Annotated in this window: 14 protein-coding genes and 2 tRNA genes; 12 read left to right on the top strand and 4 right to left on the bottom strand. The window is 38.3% G+C overall.

Annotation, left to right across the window (positions count from 1 at the left end):
• The first annotated feature begins 8 nt into the window (after nt 1-8).
• The gene (locus J536_RS09950; RefSeq protein WP_032055395.1) at nt 9-392 is read left to right on the top strand and encodes a carboxymuconolactone decarboxylase family protein; all 384 of its coding nucleotides are present in this window, start codon (nt 9-11) and stop codon (nt 390-392) included.
• Between the two features lie 36 nt (nt 393-428).
• On the opposite strand, the gene J536_RS09945 is transcribed toward J536_RS09950, so the two are convergent.
• The gene (locus tag J536_RS09945; protein ID WP_032055393.1) at nt 429-965 is read right to left on the bottom strand and encodes a cysteine peptidase family C39 domain-containing protein; all 537 of its coding nucleotides are present in this window, start codon (nt 963-965) and stop codon (nt 429-431) included.
• 221 nt (nt 966-1,186) lie between these two features.
• Here J536_RS09945 and ahcY point away from each other — a divergent pair, with 221 nt between their 5' ends.
• From ahcY to J536_RS09915, 6 genes are all read left to right on the top strand, one after another.
• Nucleotides 1,187-2,569 (top strand): adenosylhomocysteinase, encoded by a 1,383-nt coding sequence (gene ahcY, locus J536_RS09940; protein WP_032055391.1) that lies wholly within the window; start codon nt 1,187-1,189, stop codon nt 2,567-2,569.
• 71 nt (nt 2,570-2,640) lie between these two features.
• Nucleotides 2,641-3,477 (top strand): methylenetetrahydrofolate reductase [NAD(P)H], encoded by an 837-nt coding sequence (gene metF / locus J536_RS09935; protein ID WP_000167014.1) that lies wholly within the window; start codon nt 2,641-2,643, stop codon nt 3,475-3,477.
• 18 nt (nt 3,478-3,495) lie between these two features.
• Nucleotides 3,496-4,218 (top strand): 16S rRNA (uracil(1498)-N(3))-methyltransferase, encoded by a 723-nt coding sequence (locus J536_RS09930; RefSeq protein WP_014207254.1) that lies wholly within the window; start codon nt 3,496-3,498, stop codon nt 4,216-4,218.
• Nucleotides 4,219-4,352: 134 nt separating this feature from the next.
• Nucleotides 4,353-7,205 carry a putative bifunctional diguanylate cyclase/phosphodiesterase gene (locus J536_RS09925; protein WP_032062813.1) on the top strand — a complete coding sequence of 951 codons (2,853 nt, stop codon included), beginning with the start codon at nt 4,353-4,355 and terminating at the stop codon, nt 7,203-7,205.
• A gap of 236 nt (nt 7,206-7,441) precedes the next feature.
• Nucleotides 7,442-9,712, top strand: a complete 2,271-nt coding sequence (locus J536_RS09920; RefSeq protein ID WP_002118176.1) for an NADP-dependent malic enzyme — start codon at nt 7,442-7,444, stop codon at nt 9,710-9,712.
• 91 nt (nt 9,713-9,803) lie between these two features.
• Nucleotides 9,804-11,042, top strand: coding sequence for a multifunctional CCA addition/repair protein (locus tag J536_RS09915; RefSeq protein WP_017398614.1), 1,239 nt, complete (start codon nt 9,804-9,806; stop codon nt 11,040-11,042).
• Between the two features lie 42 nt (nt 11,043-11,084).
• Here the strand turns inward: J536_RS09915 and J536_RS09910 are convergent, their stop codons facing one another.
• Nucleotides 11,085-12,260: a S1C family serine protease gene (locus J536_RS09910; protein ID WP_032055385.1), complete on the bottom strand. Its 1,176-nt coding sequence runs from the start codon at nt 12,258-12,260 to the stop codon at nt 11,085-11,087.
• A 194-nt stretch (nt 12,261-12,454) separates the two neighbouring features.
• Here J536_RS09910 and J536_RS09905 point away from each other — a divergent pair, with 194 nt between their 5' ends.
• The 5 genes from J536_RS09905 to J536_RS09885 all read left to right on the top strand — a co-directional run bounded on the left by J536_RS09905 (nt 12,455) and on the right by J536_RS09885 (nt 14,964).
• Nucleotides 12,455-13,213 carry a Nif3-like dinuclear metal center hexameric protein gene (locus J536_RS09905; RefSeq protein ID WP_001284932.1) on the top strand — a complete coding sequence of 253 codons (759 nt, stop codon included), beginning with the start codon at nt 12,455-12,457 and terminating at the stop codon, nt 13,211-13,213.
• Between the two features lie 145 nt (nt 13,214-13,358).
• Entirely contained in the window at nt 13,359-13,985 is a 627-nt protein-coding gene (locus J536_RS09900) for a superoxide dismutase (protein ID WP_000208083.1), read from the top strand.
• Nucleotides 13,986-14,131: 146 nt separating this feature from the next.
• Nucleotides 14,132-14,207, top strand: a tRNA-Asn gene (locus tag J536_RS09895).
• 181 nt (nt 14,208-14,388) lie between these two features.
• A tRNA-Asn gene (locus J536_RS09890) sits at nt 14,389-14,464 on the top strand.
• Nucleotides 14,465-14,520: 56 nt separating this feature from the next.
• Nucleotides 14,521-14,964 carry a DUF2726 domain-containing protein gene (locus J536_RS09885; RefSeq protein WP_005068176.1) on the top strand — a complete coding sequence of 148 codons (444 nt, stop codon included), beginning with the start codon at nt 14,521-14,523 and terminating at the stop codon, nt 14,962-14,964.
• Between the two features lie 4 nt (nt 14,965-14,968).
• Here J536_RS09885 and J536_RS09880 read toward each other — a convergent pair whose 3' ends face one another.
• Together J536_RS09880 and J536_RS09875 are read right to left on the bottom strand one after the other, a co-directional pair.
• Entirely contained in the window at nt 14,969-15,169 is a 201-nt protein-coding gene (locus J536_RS09880; RefSeq protein ID WP_000082753.1) for a hypothetical protein, read from the bottom strand.
• A gap of 103 nt (nt 15,170-15,272) precedes the next feature.
• Nucleotides 15,273-16,295: lipase family protein (locus J536_RS09875; protein WP_032062811.1), on the bottom strand; the 1,023-nt coding region annotated here is incomplete at its 5' end.

Here is a 16,295-nt window from a genome sequence, read left to right as displayed (position 1 = left end):
AGAAATTAATGTCTAAGCAAGATTACGAAAATGGATTAAAAGTTCGCACAGAAGTGATGGGAGAAGCTTTTGTAAAGCGTGCACAAGAAAATACCGTACCCTTTACCCAGCCTGTGCAAGACTGGATTAACGAGCATGCATGGGGATCGACTTGGCAACGTGAAGGTGTGCTACCTCGTAAATATCGCTCATTAATTACTTTGGCAATGCTCACGGCACTAAAATCACCAACTGAACTCAAAGGCCATGTTCGTGGTGCACTCAACAATGGTTGTACAGTTGAAGAGATTCAAGAAACTTTATTACACAGCCTGCCATATTGCGGCGCCCCTGCTACACAAGAAGCTTTTCGCGCTGCTTTAGAAGTGATTCAAGAATATCAACAAAAATAACTTCAATTGAGCCAGCACTCTACTGGCTCTTTTTATCTAATTCAATTTGGATGAATGCATCTGAAACTTACAATCATCAATCACAATAGCCTGACGGCAAATCCCCTCTACTTGACGCTGCTTTTCAAAAACTGCCGCTGACATAGGTTCAAAACTATCAAAAAAGCAGATTTCATTTTGATCTATAGAATAAATGAGCGACTGATTTCCAACACCTGCTAAAGTATCGTAATAGACAATCACCATTTTTCCATTTTCAATTGCAGCTTGAATATCTTGATAGCTTAGTGCTGGTCCAGTTGGAATTTTTAATACCTTTGCTTCTTTATAGCTCATTCGTTCGCTTTGGCTAATGCTAGGATCCTCATCTGAATGAAATGACACTTCAAATCCTAGTTTCTTTAAAGCAACAGCTAAGGCAATAGTATAGGTGCCTCCTTCATCGTGTCGGCAAACATTAATCAGCTCAACCACATCAATTTGTACTCCATGATGCTGAAGCACCATCCAAACTGCAAAAACGCCACAGTTTGACTCTAGGCTTGCCAACGACTCGGGAATATTTAATGCCATAATTAGAATCTAAAGTGATAATTACGCAGATAATAAACAAAACTGGATTGGCACTAAAAGCTTTTCCAAGTACAATGTTTCGCTAGTCGAGGGATGCTGCGACAATTGATCGGCACTAAAGATCAATTTGCCAGGCTCGACGATCGGTTAAACGCTCGTTTTAACCAACAACGGCATCCGCGAACAGAATGATCAATACTATTTTTTCCTAGGAGATCCTGATGAACGCGGTTAATGCTTCATTTACAGATTACAAAGTTGCTGACATCTCTCTTGCTGATTACGGCCGTAAAGAAATTAAACTTGCTGAAGCAGAAATGCCAGCTTTGATCGGCTTACGTAAACGCTATGCAGCTTCAAAACCACTTGCTGGTGCAAAAATTCTTGGTTGTATTCACATGACTATTCAAACAGCGGTTCTTATTGAAACGCTTGTTGAATTAGGTGCTGAAGTACGCTGGACATCATGTAACATTTTCTCAACTCAAGACCATGCTGCTGCAGCAATTGCTGCTCGCGGTATTCCAGTTTTTGCTTGGAAAGGTGAAACTGAAGAAGAATATGTATGGTGTTTAGAGCAACAGATTAATGTAAATGGCCAACCTTGGGATGCCAACATGATCTTGGACGATGGCGGTGATTTAACTGCTCTTGTTCATGAAAAATACCCTGCGCTTTTAGAACGTATTCACGGTATTACCGAAGAAACCACAACAGGTGTTCAACGTCTTATCGAAATGTGGAAAGACGGTTCTTTGAAAGTTCCTGCGATCAACGTAAACGACTCAGTTACCAAGTCTAAAAACGACAACAAATATGGTTGCCGTCATTCATTAAATGACGCAATCAAACGTGCAACTGACATGCTTTTATCTGGCCGTCGCGCACTTGTGATCGGTTATGGCGACGTAGGTAAAGGTTCTGCTCAATCTTTACGCCAAGAAGGCATGATCGTTCGTGTAACCGAAGTTGACCCGATTTGTGCAATGCAAGCATGTATGGACGGCTATGAAGTTGTATCTCCATACAAAAACGGCGTACAAACAGGCAAAAAAGAAGATATTAACCACGACTTACTTGGAAATACTGACCTTGTTGTAACCACTACTGGTAACTACCACGTGTGCGATGCAGCAATGTTAGACAGCTTAAAAGCTGGTGCAGTTGTATGTAACATCGGTCACTTCGATACAGAAATTGACACGGCTTATTTACGTGGTTACAAGTGGGTTGAAGTTAAGCCACAAGTTCACCAAGTTTATCGTTCAGAAGACGAAAACGATTACCTTATCCTTCTTTCTGAAGGCCGCCTTGTAAACTTAGGTAATGCAACTGGTCACCCATCACGTGTAATGGACGGTTCTTTTGCTAACCAAGTTTTAGGTCAAATTCACTTATTCCAAGAGAAATTTGCCGACCTACCTGCAAGTGAAAAAGCTGCAAAAATTCGCGTAGAAGTTCTTCCTAAGAAACTTGACGAAGAAGTTGCTGCTGCAATGGTTGCAGGTTTCGGTGGTGTACTTACTCAGTTAACTCAAGAGCAAGCTGATTATTTAGGCGTTGCTGTTGAGGGGCCATTCAAATCTGACGCTTACAAATACTAAGAACATAAGGGCAGACGGTGAACCGACTGCCCTTTTTTCTAAAAATGTTTCGCTGTTTACAAGGATTTGACATGACTAAACGTACACCTATTTCTTTTGAGTTTTTTCCGCCAAAAACTGATGCCGGTGCTGAAAAACTTCGTATTGTTCACCAAGAATTACAGCAATTAAATCCAGAGTTTTTCTCGATTACTTATGGTGCTGGTGGTTCTACTCGTGAACGCACACTTGCTGCTATTGAAGATTTCAATGGTAAAGGCACTCCTGTTGCCCCTCACCTTTCTTGTATTGGTGATGATAAGACGCGTATTGCTGAACTACTCGATTTATACAAAGCTCAAGGCATTGACCGTATTGTCGCTTTACGTGGTGACTTACCATCTGGACAGGTTGGTCTTGGCGAACTTCCTTATGCTCAAGATTTAGTACGTTTTATTCGTGAGCACTCAGGCGACCATTTTCATATTGAGGTTGCGGCTTATCCAGAAATGCATCCTCAAGCCGAAAGCCTTGACTCAGATATCCAACGTTTTATTGAAAAAGTACAAGCTGGTGCCAATGCAGGAATTACTCAATTCTTCTTTAATCCAGACTCATACTTTTATTTTATAGAGCGTTTGGAAAAAGCTGGAATTAACATTCCAGTCGCTCCTGGTATCATGCCTATTACCAATGCAAGTAATTTAATTCGCTTTGCAGATGGTACTGGTGCTGAAATTCCTCGCTGGATTCGTAAGCAATTACAAGCCTATGGCGATGACAGTGAAAGTATTAAAGCTTTTGGTCATGAAGTTGTTGTTAAGCTATGCGAACGCCTCATTGCAGGTGGTGCACCAAGCTTACACTTCTACTCAATGAACCAAGTCGAACCAACTCGTCAGCTTGTTGTTGACCTTGGTTTAAATTAATTTTGTAAGGCGTACCCAATGAATCGTTTTTTTATCGAAACTGAACTTACAGTTGGCTCAACAATTCAACTGACAGAATCAGTATTCCATCATTGGGTGCGTGTTTTACGTGCACAACTACAAGAACAAGCGACTCTATTTAATGGACAAGGTGGTGAATATCTCGCGACTTTGTCCGAAATTAATAAAAAAAATGCGTTTGTCACCATTGAGAATTTTAACCCTGCAAACCGTGATGCCCCTTTTAAAGCTGTTTTAGGTCAAGTCATGAGTAAAGGCGATCGAATGGATTATGCCATTCAGAAAGCCACTGAATTGGGTGTAAGTCAGATTCAATTGCTAACAAGTGAGCGTTGTGAAATGCGCTTAAAATACGACCGCGATCAAAAAAAATTAGATCATTGGCAAGCTGTTGCAATTGCAGCATGTGAACAATGTGGCTTGAACTTAGTTCCAGAAGTATTAGCGCCTATTTCTCTTCATGAATGGTTAAGTTCTTCTGAGCTTCCTCAATCTAAATTTGTTTTAGCACCAGAAAAAGAACAAAAAGATGTATTGGCGGGAATACAGCCTGAACTTGCCTTATTGATTGGCCCAGAAGGTGGCCTAAGTGAAAATGAAATTACCCAAGCCAATCAAGCTGGATTTATGAACTGGTGCATTGGTGACCGAGTTTTGCGTACAGAAACTGCCCCTGTTGTTGCCTTGTCTATTTTAAATTATCGATTTTTATCCACCTAAGTTCTCTGCACATTGATTAAATCATTATTTAAAGTCAACTTACTTTTATTGTATGAATAAAATTTCAAATTCTTTTTCACTGATAAATCAGATTCTTTCTGTATATATGTAAAAAAATAGGATAGAAAAATCTTATGTCTGGGCTTCAGGAAGAATATCTACAGCATCAAACAAAAATTGAACAGCTGAAACTTTCAACTCAATATATCCGCTGGTATTTAATTAGCCTGATATTACTGTGCCTCATTTCATATGGTATTTTTTCTTACTATTTTTCATCTACAATAACAATATTTAGCTGGTCTATTGGCCTTACCGTCGTCGCTCTTGTCTGCTTATTATTTATTCCAAATATTTTAACCCACTATCGCACGATTGATTTTACAAAAAAAGCTGATCGTGTCTTACAAAGTATTTGTTTATTATCAGGAATTTTAATTGGAATAAATGTCACAATTATTCATTTTTATCTACCTCCTGACTTAATTGCACTACCAGATGCTCATATTTTAATTGCTTTATTTATTACTTCGGCTCATATCATTGGCCTTACTTTTTTAACACAGCAACCCCGATATTTTTATCTCTTATTTATTCCTAGTACCCTCCCTCTATTAATTGCTCAATTCACACATAATCCCATAACTCAGCTACCTTTTTATTTCGCCTATAACCTCACCTTTGTAGCAACTGTGCTTTGTGCATATGCAACTCAACGCAATTACCAAAAGATCTCTCAATTATTATTAAAAAATAAACAGCTTGTTCAAATTTCAGACCAGCATACCCAATGGGCTGAAGAATTATGTGTACAACTCCAACAAGAAGTGAATAAGTCCAAAGATATTGAAGCCCAGCTTCAATTTAATAATCATTTACTTGAGCAAAAAGTACGTGAACGTACCTATGACCTCACCAAAATGAATGAGCAACTCGAAAGCCATCACTATAATTTAGCTTTTGCACATGAAACTGCGGGTATTCGACCTTGGGATTGGGATATTGAAAGTCAAAGATTGGAAATTACATTTTTCGATCAACAAAAACAAACTCAAACCGCCGTTATTCATCTCAATACCATATTAGATCGTATACACCCAAGCGATAAAAAACTTTTTGACGAACGTTTAAAACAACATTTGGAAGGCGTTACAGATCATTTTAATATCACCTTTCGAATTTTACGTCGAGATGGTTCTTGGAGATGGATTCATGATGTAGGCCGTGTCATCACTAGAGATCCAAAGACACAAAAAGCGCTTCGTATGGTAGGAATGACCCGCGATATACATCAAGAGAAAAAGGACCAAGAACATCTAAGACTATCTGCAATTGTGCTCGAGCAAGCTGCGGAAGGAATATTTATTTTAGATGAGCACCTAAACTATATTGATAGTAATCCCTACTACGAAAAATTAACCGGATTTTCTAAGTCAGAACTTCTGAATAAAGAACTATTTAGCATTACAATTAATCAAAAAGAACTACAACAACAGTTTCATACATCAATAACGCAACAACTTCTGGAGACAGGAGAATATATGGGCCAGTTTGATGAAAAGTTTAGTTCTGGTAAAAGCGTATATTTATGGTTGCATATCAATGTGGTCAAAGATGAATTCAATCAAATTACCAATTATATTGGATTTGCACGCGACCTCACTGAGCAAAAGCGCCAAGAGCAGCACCTATCTTACTTAAAAAACTACGATAGCCTCACCCATCTGCCTAATCGTCTTTACTACTACAATCAATTACATCAATATCTTGTAAACCCTTCATATAACATTAAAAATCTAGCATTAATACGGGTAAATATTGACCGCTTCCGAGCTTTCAATGAATTTTTAAATAATGATAGTGGTGATGAGTTACTTAAACAGTTCGCACAAAGATTACGCTTAATCAATATCAATGCGATTTTAGTCGCCTATTTAAATAGTGATGATTTTGCAATCATTTATGAAATTTCGCCAATTCATCCAAATGTTGAGCAATATTGCCAAAACATTTTACAAGCACTCAATGCACCTTTTTACATTGATAATCACGAATATTTTATTACCGCATCTATCGGTGTTGCATGTTTTCCTGAACATGGCAGACAAATTGATCATCTCAACAATCATGCAGAGCAAGCTCTTTCCGAGGCAAAACGTTTAGGTGGTAATACAATTTGCTATTACTGCAATAAAACAAATCACTCATATAAAACTGCCGATTTAGAGCAAGAGCTACGTAAAGCCATCCAAAATGATGAATTTGTCATTTATTACCAGCCCAAAATTAATCTACACGATCAATCAATTATTAGTTTTGAAGCACTCATTCGTTGGCAGCATCCTGAAAAAGGATTAATCCTGCCAAATATGTTTATACCTTTTGCTGAGCGTAGTAGCCTGATCTCAGATATTGGGAAAGTTGTTTTAGATAAAGTTGGAAAGCAACTCCAAGAGTGGAAAAATGCTGGTTATATCAATATTCAAGTCTCTGTAAATATTGTCGCTCAACAAATACATCGAGGCTTATTACTCAACGACTTAGATGAGGTTTTGCAAAAATATAATATTCAAGGTTCAGATCTCGAACTTGAAATTACAGAGTCAGCCCTTCTAGACAATACTGCCAATGTAAAAACGCTATTACATGCGATAAAACAACGAGATATCTCCATTGCCTTAGATGACTTTGGTACGGGTTATTCATCTTTAGCCTATCTGACAGAGTACCCAATTGACGTATTAAAAATTGATCGTGCTTTTATTTCTAAAATTGGTGATCACAAACAAGAAGCAATAGTAAATGCAATGATCGCGATGGGTAAAAGTATGGGACTTAAACTGGTTGCTGAAGGTGTAGAAACAAAAGAACAAGTCACCTATCTACAAAAACAGCAATGTGATTTTTTACAAGGCTATTTCTTTAGTCGCCCTATTCCTGCCGAGCAGATTATTCCTTATCTACAAACAAATCCGCATATTTCTTAATTGTTCTAATCATCTATTTTACCTATGCTGCTTTTTCCAAAAATGAGCGTTTTTGACTGTGAGAAATAAAGAAGTAGTGTTATATTCTTTAGCATTTAGCTCACCACGGGGCTATTGGCAATTCGTCTACTATTCTCTTAATTGGTAAAAATTAAAGCATAGTTAAAGAAGCGAGTTGCCTCTCCCTAAATGAGCAATTTGACTAGTTTGCTTTTTTGTATCAAATAGAGACTCAGATGGACGATCAATCTTTAAAACAGGCCGCTTTAAATTACCATGAATATCCAAACCCAGGGAAAATCAGCGTCACCCCAAGTAAGCAACTTGTCAACCAACGAGATTTGGCTCTAGCCTACTCACCAGGAGTTGCTGCGCCATGTTTAGAGATTGAACGTGATCCATCTGCTGCTGCTAAATATACAGCTCGCGGAAACTTGGTTGCCGTAGTCAGTAACGGTACAGCTGTTCTTGGTTTAGGTAATATTGGACCATTAGCGTCTAAACCTGTAATGGAAGGTAAAGGCGTACTTTTCAAGAAGTTTGCTGGTGTTGACGTATTTGACATCGAAATTGCAGAAAACGATCCAGATAAAATTGTAGATATTGTTGCCTCTCTTGAGCCAACTTTCGGTGGTATCAACCTCGAAGATATTAAAGCGCCAGAATGTTTCTATATCGAAAAGAAACTTCGCGAACGCATGAAAATTCCTGTATTCCATGACGATCAACACGGTACAAGTATCATTGTAGGTTCAGCTTTGCTTAATGCATTGCAACTTGTAAATAAGAAAATTGATGAAATCAAAATTGTAGCTTCAGGTGCAGGCGCTGCTGCCCTTTCTTGTTTAGATTTACTTTGTGCTTTAGGCGTAAATAAAGAAAATATCATTGTTGCCGATTCTCGCGGTCTACTCACTACTTCACGTGAAGGCTTGGATGAATCGAAAAAACGTTATGTTCAAGACATTAAAGCGACTCAGTTACATGAAGTAATGGCTGGTGCTGATATGTTCTTGGGTCTTTCTGCTGCTGGTATTCTCACCAAAGAAATGGTGAAACAGATGGCTGAGAACCCTATTATTTTTGCTTTGGCAAACCCAGATCCAGAAATTTTACCTGAACATGCACATGAAGTACGTCCTGATGTAATCATGGCAACTGGTCGTTCTGACTATCCAAACCAAGTAAACAACGCATTATGTTTCCCTTACATTTTCCGTGGTGCGCTTGACGTTGGTGCAACAACGATTAATGAAGACATGAAAATTGCATGTGTACATGCAATTGCACGTATGGCACACGTAGAAGCAGATGCAGCAACTTATGGCGAAAAATCTGCTTCATTTGGCCGTGACTACTTAATTCCACGTCCACTTGATCAACGTTTAATTTTAGAAATTGCCCCTGCTGTTGCTAAAGCTGCAATGGATTCAGGTGTTGCAACTCGTCCGATCGAAGATTTCTCTGCATACCGTCAAAAATTATCTGAGTTTGTTTATAACTCTGCATTCTTGATGAAACCGATTTTTGCTCAAGCAAAAACTGATCCTAAACGCATCGCATATGCTGAAGGTGAAGATGAGCGCGTATTACGTGCAGTGCAAATCGCAGTTGATGAAGATTTAGCTAAACCAATTTTAGTAGGTCGTACTGCTGTAATTGAAGCTAATATCAAAAAATTAGGCTTACGTTTACAACATGGCGTAAACATTGAGATTGTAGATCAAGAACAAAACCCGATGTATGAAGAGTTTTGGAAAGACTACTATCAAACTATGCAACGCAAAGGTATTACTGTTGAATATGCTCAACGTGAAGCACGTCGCCGTTCAACATTAATTGCATCTCTACTGGTTAAATTCGGTAAAGCAGACGGTATGTTATGTGGTACTTACAGTAGCTATAACATTCACCTTGACTTTGTACGCAATGTCATCGGTCTAAAAGAAGGTATGAATAACTTCTTCACCTTAAATGCATTAATGCTTGAAGATCGTAACTTGTTTATTGCTGATACATACGTAAATACAAACCCGACTGCTGAACAACTTGCTGAAATGACTATTTTAGCAGCTGAAGAAGTACGTCGTTTTGGTATTACTCCGCGTGTAGCCCTGCTTTCTCATTCAAGTTTTGGTAGTGACCAGACTGACTCAAGTGCTCAAAAAATGCGTGAAGTTTATCGTATTTTATCTGAGCAAGCTCCTGAGCTTGAAGTTGAAGGTGAAATGCACGGTGATGCAGCATTAGACGAAAACATTCGTCAATTTGCATTCCCTGGCTCACGTTTCAAAGGTTCGGCAAACTTGCTCATTATGCCAAACCTAGATGCAGCAAATATTTCATTTAACTTGTTGAAAGCAACTTCTGGTAACAACGTTACTATTGGTCCAATTTTACTTGGTGCAGCAAAACCTGTTCATATTTTGACACCTACAGCAACAACTCGTCGTCTTATCAATATGACTGCTTTAACTGTTGCTGAAATCCAACAACAAGAAAAGTAATTTAGAAACTGCTTTTTACGAAAAGCATCTCTAATGACTTGAGAAAACCTCTATTCTGTAGCATGATTGCTTGAAGAATAGAGGTTTTTTCATGCAAGTGTATTTAGTAGGCGGTGCCGTCCGTGATTTTTTACTTGGGCATCCCTATCAAGAAAAAGATTATGTTGTTGTCGGTGCAACGCCGGAACACATGCTCGCCCAAGGTTTTCAACCTGTAGGCAAAGATTTTCCTGTGTTTCTTCATCCCGAAACGAAAGAAGAATATGCACTTGCACGTACTGAAAGAAAATCTGGTAAAGGCTACCACGGCTTTCAATTTTTTACCGATACCACAGTAAGTTTAGAAGAAGATTTAATTCGCCGTGATTTAACCATCAATGCCATAGCAATGGATCAAGATGGCAAATTATACGATCCATATGGTGGTCAAACCGATTTAGAAAATAAAACTTTGCGTCATGTTTCAGAAGCTTTTGCTGAAGACCCTTTACGTGTTTTACGTGTTGCACGCTTTGCGGCTCGCTATTCTTCATATGGTTTTCAGATTGCGCCAGAGACAATGCAGCTTATGCAAACCATGGCCGAATCAGGTGAGCTTGATGCCTTAACACCAGAACGTGTATGGAAAGAGACTTCTCGCGCACTTTTAGAAGATCATGCGGATGTTTATTTTCAGACATTACGTGACTGTGGGGCGTTGAAACATCTTTTCCCTGAAATTGACGCATTATTTGGTGTACCACAGCGCCCTGAATATCATCCAGAAGTGGACTGCGGCATACATACCTTAATGTCATTACAGCAAGCTTGTAAATCAAACTATTCACTTGATGTTCGATTTGCTGTTTTAGTACATGATTTGGGTAAAGCATTGACTCCAGCTAACGAACTTCCTCGCCATATCATGCATGAAGAACGTGGAGTAAAACCTGTTACCGAGTTATGTGAACGTTTAAAAGTTCCAACTCAAACTAGACAGTTGGCATTATCAGTGTGTAAAGAACACCTAAAATGTCATCAAATTATGTCGTTAAAACCGGGAACAGTATGGCGTCTATTACAGCGTCTAGATGTATTACGTCGTCCTGAGAGAGTTGAAGCTTTTGTACAAGCATGTGAATGTGATGCTAAAGGAAGATTAGGTTTAGAAGACCGACCTTATCCACAAGCTCAGTACATGTTGGATGCGATGCAAATCGTTCGCTCTATTAAAGTTCAGGATTTACCTGAAAACATTAAAGGTGCTGAGATTGGTGAAATGCTCATTCAGTACCGTATTGATGCTTTAACTGAGTTCAAACATCAGCATCAAGCACTATCTCATACTTAATTAACACCAAGAAAAAAGCCTCATTACGAGGCTTTTTTATCTTTACTGTTTAGGCAGCGGTATAAATTGCGATTGAGTATTTTGGTTTTTTCTTTCCCCTACTGTCACCACAAAGTTTTGTTGCTTCCCATCTCGCTCGACCATTACATTAATTTCGCTGTTAGGCGCTTGTAATGCAACATAATTAATCAAATGAGATGCTGAAGTGATTTGTTGGTTATTCACCTGAATAATTTTATCACCAATCTTAATACCTGCTGATGCAGCTGGACCATTTTTCAAGACATCTGCAACCACAACACCAATTTGCTGTTTAGGTGTTAATACGTCTTCTTGTGTAGGCGGTACTAAACTAATACCTAACCATCCACGGACTACACGGCCATCTTTCAAAATCGAGTTTAAAACTTGTTGGCAAACTTTAGCAGGAATTGCAAAACCAATTCCTAAAGAACCACCTGACTGAGAGAAAATAGCAGTATTTACCCCGATTAAATTCCCAGCCACATCAATTAATGCTCCACCAGAGTTACCTGGGTTAATTGCGGCATCTGTTTGAATAAAGTCTTCATAGGTATTAATGCCTAAATCAGAGCGTTCAGTCGCAGAAATAATACCTTGAGTTACCGTTTGGCCTACGCCAAATGGGTTACCAATTGCTAAGACCACATCACCTACTTCATTACCACTCAACTTAAATGGCAATACAGGTAATTTATCTAAATCGATTTTAATTACAGCTAAATCAGTATCAGGGTCTGTTCCAACAATCGTTGCTTCTGCACGACGGCCGTCATGTAATGCAACTACAATCTGATCAGCTTGAGCAATCACATGATTATTCGTCAGAATATAACCATCAGCTCGTACAATAACCCCAGAGCCTAAGCTATTTTCATTTTGCTGTTGTTGTTCAGGAACCTGATTTCCAAAAAACTCACGGAAGACCGGATCACTTAATAATGGATGATTTTGTTTAACTTTCTGGGTCGTAAAAATATTAACAACTGCTGGCGCTGCAACTTTTACTGCAGCGCTATAAGATACCACCCCGCCCGCTCGCGAAGTATCAACGAGTGGTTCAACTTTCTCAGCAGGCATTTGCACCCCATCAACTGCAACAGTTGGTTTCGGCTGATGGTATTTTTGCCATGCAATAAAACTGGCAATTACAATAATAAGTAACACCCAAGGTAACCATGTAAAGGTGCGGCGCACGTTCATATCCTCTACGCAAAGAAGTTTTTAATTAAATTAATATATTGAACAAAAAGAGTTTTCAGTTAAGCATTTTAAATTAAATATGTCGATATACATAAAAAAGTCAAAAAAGATTTGTCTAGCTTTAGTTACACAACAAAATATGTTTCTATAGCTTTAGCAATTATTTACTACTCAATTCAGGAAATATCATGGCAAATTTGCATGAAATTATTCAGTGGTGCGACCAAACCTTAAAAGCGGCAGAATTTAAAGATTACGCACCAAATGGCCTGCAAATTGAAGGTTCAACTGAAGTAAAACGTATCGTTTGTGCGGTTACTGCTTCCGAAGATGCGATTGATGCAGCAATTGCTCAAAATGCAGATTTATTACTCGTACATCATGGTTATTTTTGGAAGGGTGAACCGTATCCAATTACTGGAATGCGAGGCAACCGCATTAAAAAACTCATTCAAAATAATATTTCATTAGTCGCTTATCATCTACCTTTAGATGCACACCCAACTTTGGGCAACAATGTAGCGATTGCAGAAAAACTAAACTTGAAGAATTTAGAACCACTCGATTTAACCGAGAAACATCCGATTGGTAATATTGGTTATTTAGAGCAAGCAGTTTCTGTAGATGAGTTTAAAGCACAGCTTCAAAACAGTTTTGATTTTAAAGTGATTCATTTGCCAGCAGAAAAGCAAAGCATTCAAAAAGTAGGCTTCTGTACAGGCGGCGCTCAAGATTTTATTGCTAAAGCTGCTTTGCAAAATTGTGATGCTTATATTTCAGGTGAAGTCAGTGAACGAACTTTTTATGAAGCAAAAGAATTAGGGGTTCACTATTTCGCCTGTGGTCACCATGCTACTGAGCGTTATGGAGTTCAGCGTTTGGCACAAGCGATCTCAAAACAGTTTTCAATTGAAGCTGAATATTTTGAATTGAATAATCCGATTTAATTAAGTCTTTTTTTCAATCTGTGTTATGCGTATTAATTAGATCTTTATTGTGTATAGTTCTTTAAAACGATGCCCTATTGTTACCAGAATCATTTACAATAGAGCCACTTAATTGTATAACCCAGCAAATGCAAGGAATAGGAACATGACAACCATTACTTTACCTGCACTTCCATATGGCTATGATGATTTAGCGCCACATATTAGTAAAGAAACTTTAGAATACCATCACGATAAACACCACAATACCTATGTTGTTAACTTAAACAACTTAATCAAAGGGACTGACCTTGAAGGTAAAACTTTAGAAGAAATCATTAAAGCGACTGCTGGTGATGCATCTAAAGCTGGTATTTTCAACAATGCTGCTCAAGTTTGGAACCACACTTTCTACTGGAACAGCATGAAGCCAAATGGTGGTGGTAAGCCTACTGGCGCAATCGCTGCTAAAATTGACGAAGCTTTTGGTAGCTACGAAAAGTTTGCAGAAGAATTTACTGCTGCTGCAACAACTCAATTCGGTTCAGGTTGGGCTTGGTTAGTTGCTGATGAAGTAAACGGTAAATTATCTATTACTAAAACTTCTAATGCAGACACTCCACTTGCACATGGCCAAATTGCTGTATTAACAATTGACGTATGGGAACATGCTTACTACATCGATTTCCGTAACTTACGTCCTAAATACATCGCAACTTTCCTAGAAAGCCTTGTGAACTGGGACTATGCAAATGCAAAACTTGCAGGTCAACCAGCTGGTGTAGAGAAATAATTTTATTTCTTTATGAAAAACCACCCTATTTGGGGTGGTTTTTTTATTTTTAATACAGCAAAAGCATATTAATCAAGCAAACGATTCATTTTCTTTAATATTCTTATTGACGCTTTTAGATTTCATCCATAAAATGCGCATCAGATTCTCCAATAGCTCAGTCGGTAGAGCGACGGACTGTTAATCCGCAGGTCCCTGGTTCGAGCCCAGGTGGGAGAGCCAAGATTCTAAAAGCCCGCATTTATTGCGGGTTTTTTCTTTTCTAATGATTTAATAATTTTTCATTATTTTGAATAAAATCAATGTTTCGAGTATTTTTAAACCAAACGATTAGATATTCACTCTAATTCTGTTATTAAGGCTTGACCCAGCCCTCTTTCCTGCCTAAAATCCTTTTCCAGATTCTCCCATAGCTCAGTCGGTAGAGCGACGGACTGTTAATCCGCAGGTCCCTGGTTCGAGCCCAGGTGGGAGAGCCAAGATTCTTAAAAACCCACTCATCATGAGTGGGTTTTTATTTGTATGATGCCTTCACATGTTCGAATCGAGTCACTTATTTTTTATTGTTTTAGGTTGCGTAAGCACCTGTATTTTTCTTCTTGTTTGTTTACGCCCTTATTTATTTCCAAAACAAAAATTCTTTGCTCGCCCTGTCATTACAAACTTTGAAACTCAAATGTTTATACGTTTAAAACAAAGTTTTCCAAATTATCATGTGTTAGCACAAGTGGCGTTTAGCGCATTAATTACCAGTAATGACTATAAAATTCGTAGTCAGTTCAATCGTAAAGTTACTGACTTTGTTGTGCTCAACGACAAGATGGAAGTCATGGCCATCATTGAACTAGATGACCCTACCCATCTTGAAAAAGTAGAAGAAGACCGTATTCGTGATCAAATGCTTACTGAAGCAGGCTACCTTGTAAAGCGTTACACAAATATTCCTACTGTACGCCAATTACAAAAGGATATTCATTAACAAGCTATTTCGATTCAGAATTTGCAGCTTCTTTCTCAGCTATTCTTTTTGCCATCTCTAAACGCTGTTGTTCATATTGTTTTTTATTCTTAGCATCGCTTTTTGCAGCCAAGAAAAGTATTCCAATAATTAGAAAAGGAATAAGTAAACCTAATCCCATTAATAACCAAGGAACAGATTTTTTTTCAACAGGTTGCTGGCTCATAAGTTCTTCAAACTCAAATAGTATCAAATCAAACTGTGTAACAATATAACAAAAAAGGCCCTTTTCAGGACCTTTTTAATTTGAAGATTTTAAATACAAAAAATTATTGTGCTATTCCAGTACATTCAACATTCTTACTAGCATCTATTACTGATGGATCAAGCACTATATTTGTTTTAGCTGGCATCTTAGATTGAACAAATTGATAAATTTCAGCATTTCTACATACAATCGCCTGAGTATGGGCAGCTCCAACAACAGGTACAAATGTCACATCAGTTCCCATTTTTTTAAGTCCCTCTTGTAAGGCATTAGTAACAGGATATGGTACAGCCATATCCGCAGTACCTTGAACAATCATGACTGGTGAATTAATTTTTTTGGTAGCAGGTTGATTATCTACCAAGAATTTTTGTACCGTTGGATTCTCCTGGAAATTACCAGCTAGGCCTGGATAATCTAGAACTGTTTTACCAGTATTAGTCGCAAGAAAATCTCGAATATCATCTGCAAATTTATTATGCAAATCAGTTAAACAGACTCCATTTTCACCCGTAGTGCCTTCTGCAAACTCAGCTATACTTTGAGAACGTTGTTGAAAGATTGCACGATAATTAAATTTAGGTTCATAAGCAGTAATACCCACTGTGGTATATGCAGCATATGCAAGTAGCTCGGCATACACTTCCACAGCCGTACCAACAGGTGCGGTACCAGCCTGCTCTTTCTGAAGAATGTCTCTAATTGCTTGCGGAGCAATTTTAGAAATAATATCGCCAAGGCTAGAAGCTGGTGCTGTTGCAACAGCTCCTTTGTAGTTAGTGTCGTTATTAGCAAATTCAGCTGTTCCTAATGAAGCATGGCCTCCTTGAGACTGCCCAATTGACATCCATGAACTATTTAACTGACTACCGTAATGATCTTTAGCAGCTTTAACTGCTGCAATTGCAGATTTAGCCTCACTTCCTAAATTAAGGTATGGATGCATGCCTCTAGTACCTAAACCTTCATAGTCAGGTGCCACAATCACATAACCAGCAGCTAATAAAGTATCCGCTAGAATTTTAAAACGTGGATTAATCGTATTGTTGCTTGGTGCACAACTATCCCCTACACCTACTGTGCC

Origin of the sequence: Acinetobacter sp. 809848 (genome assembly GCF_000581275.1) — a bacterium.
GTDB classification, from domain to species: Bacteria; Pseudomonadota; Gammaproteobacteria; order Pseudomonadales; family Moraxellaceae; genus Acinetobacter; species Acinetobacter pittii.
This window is presented reverse-complemented; position numbering and strand designations above follow the sequence as displayed.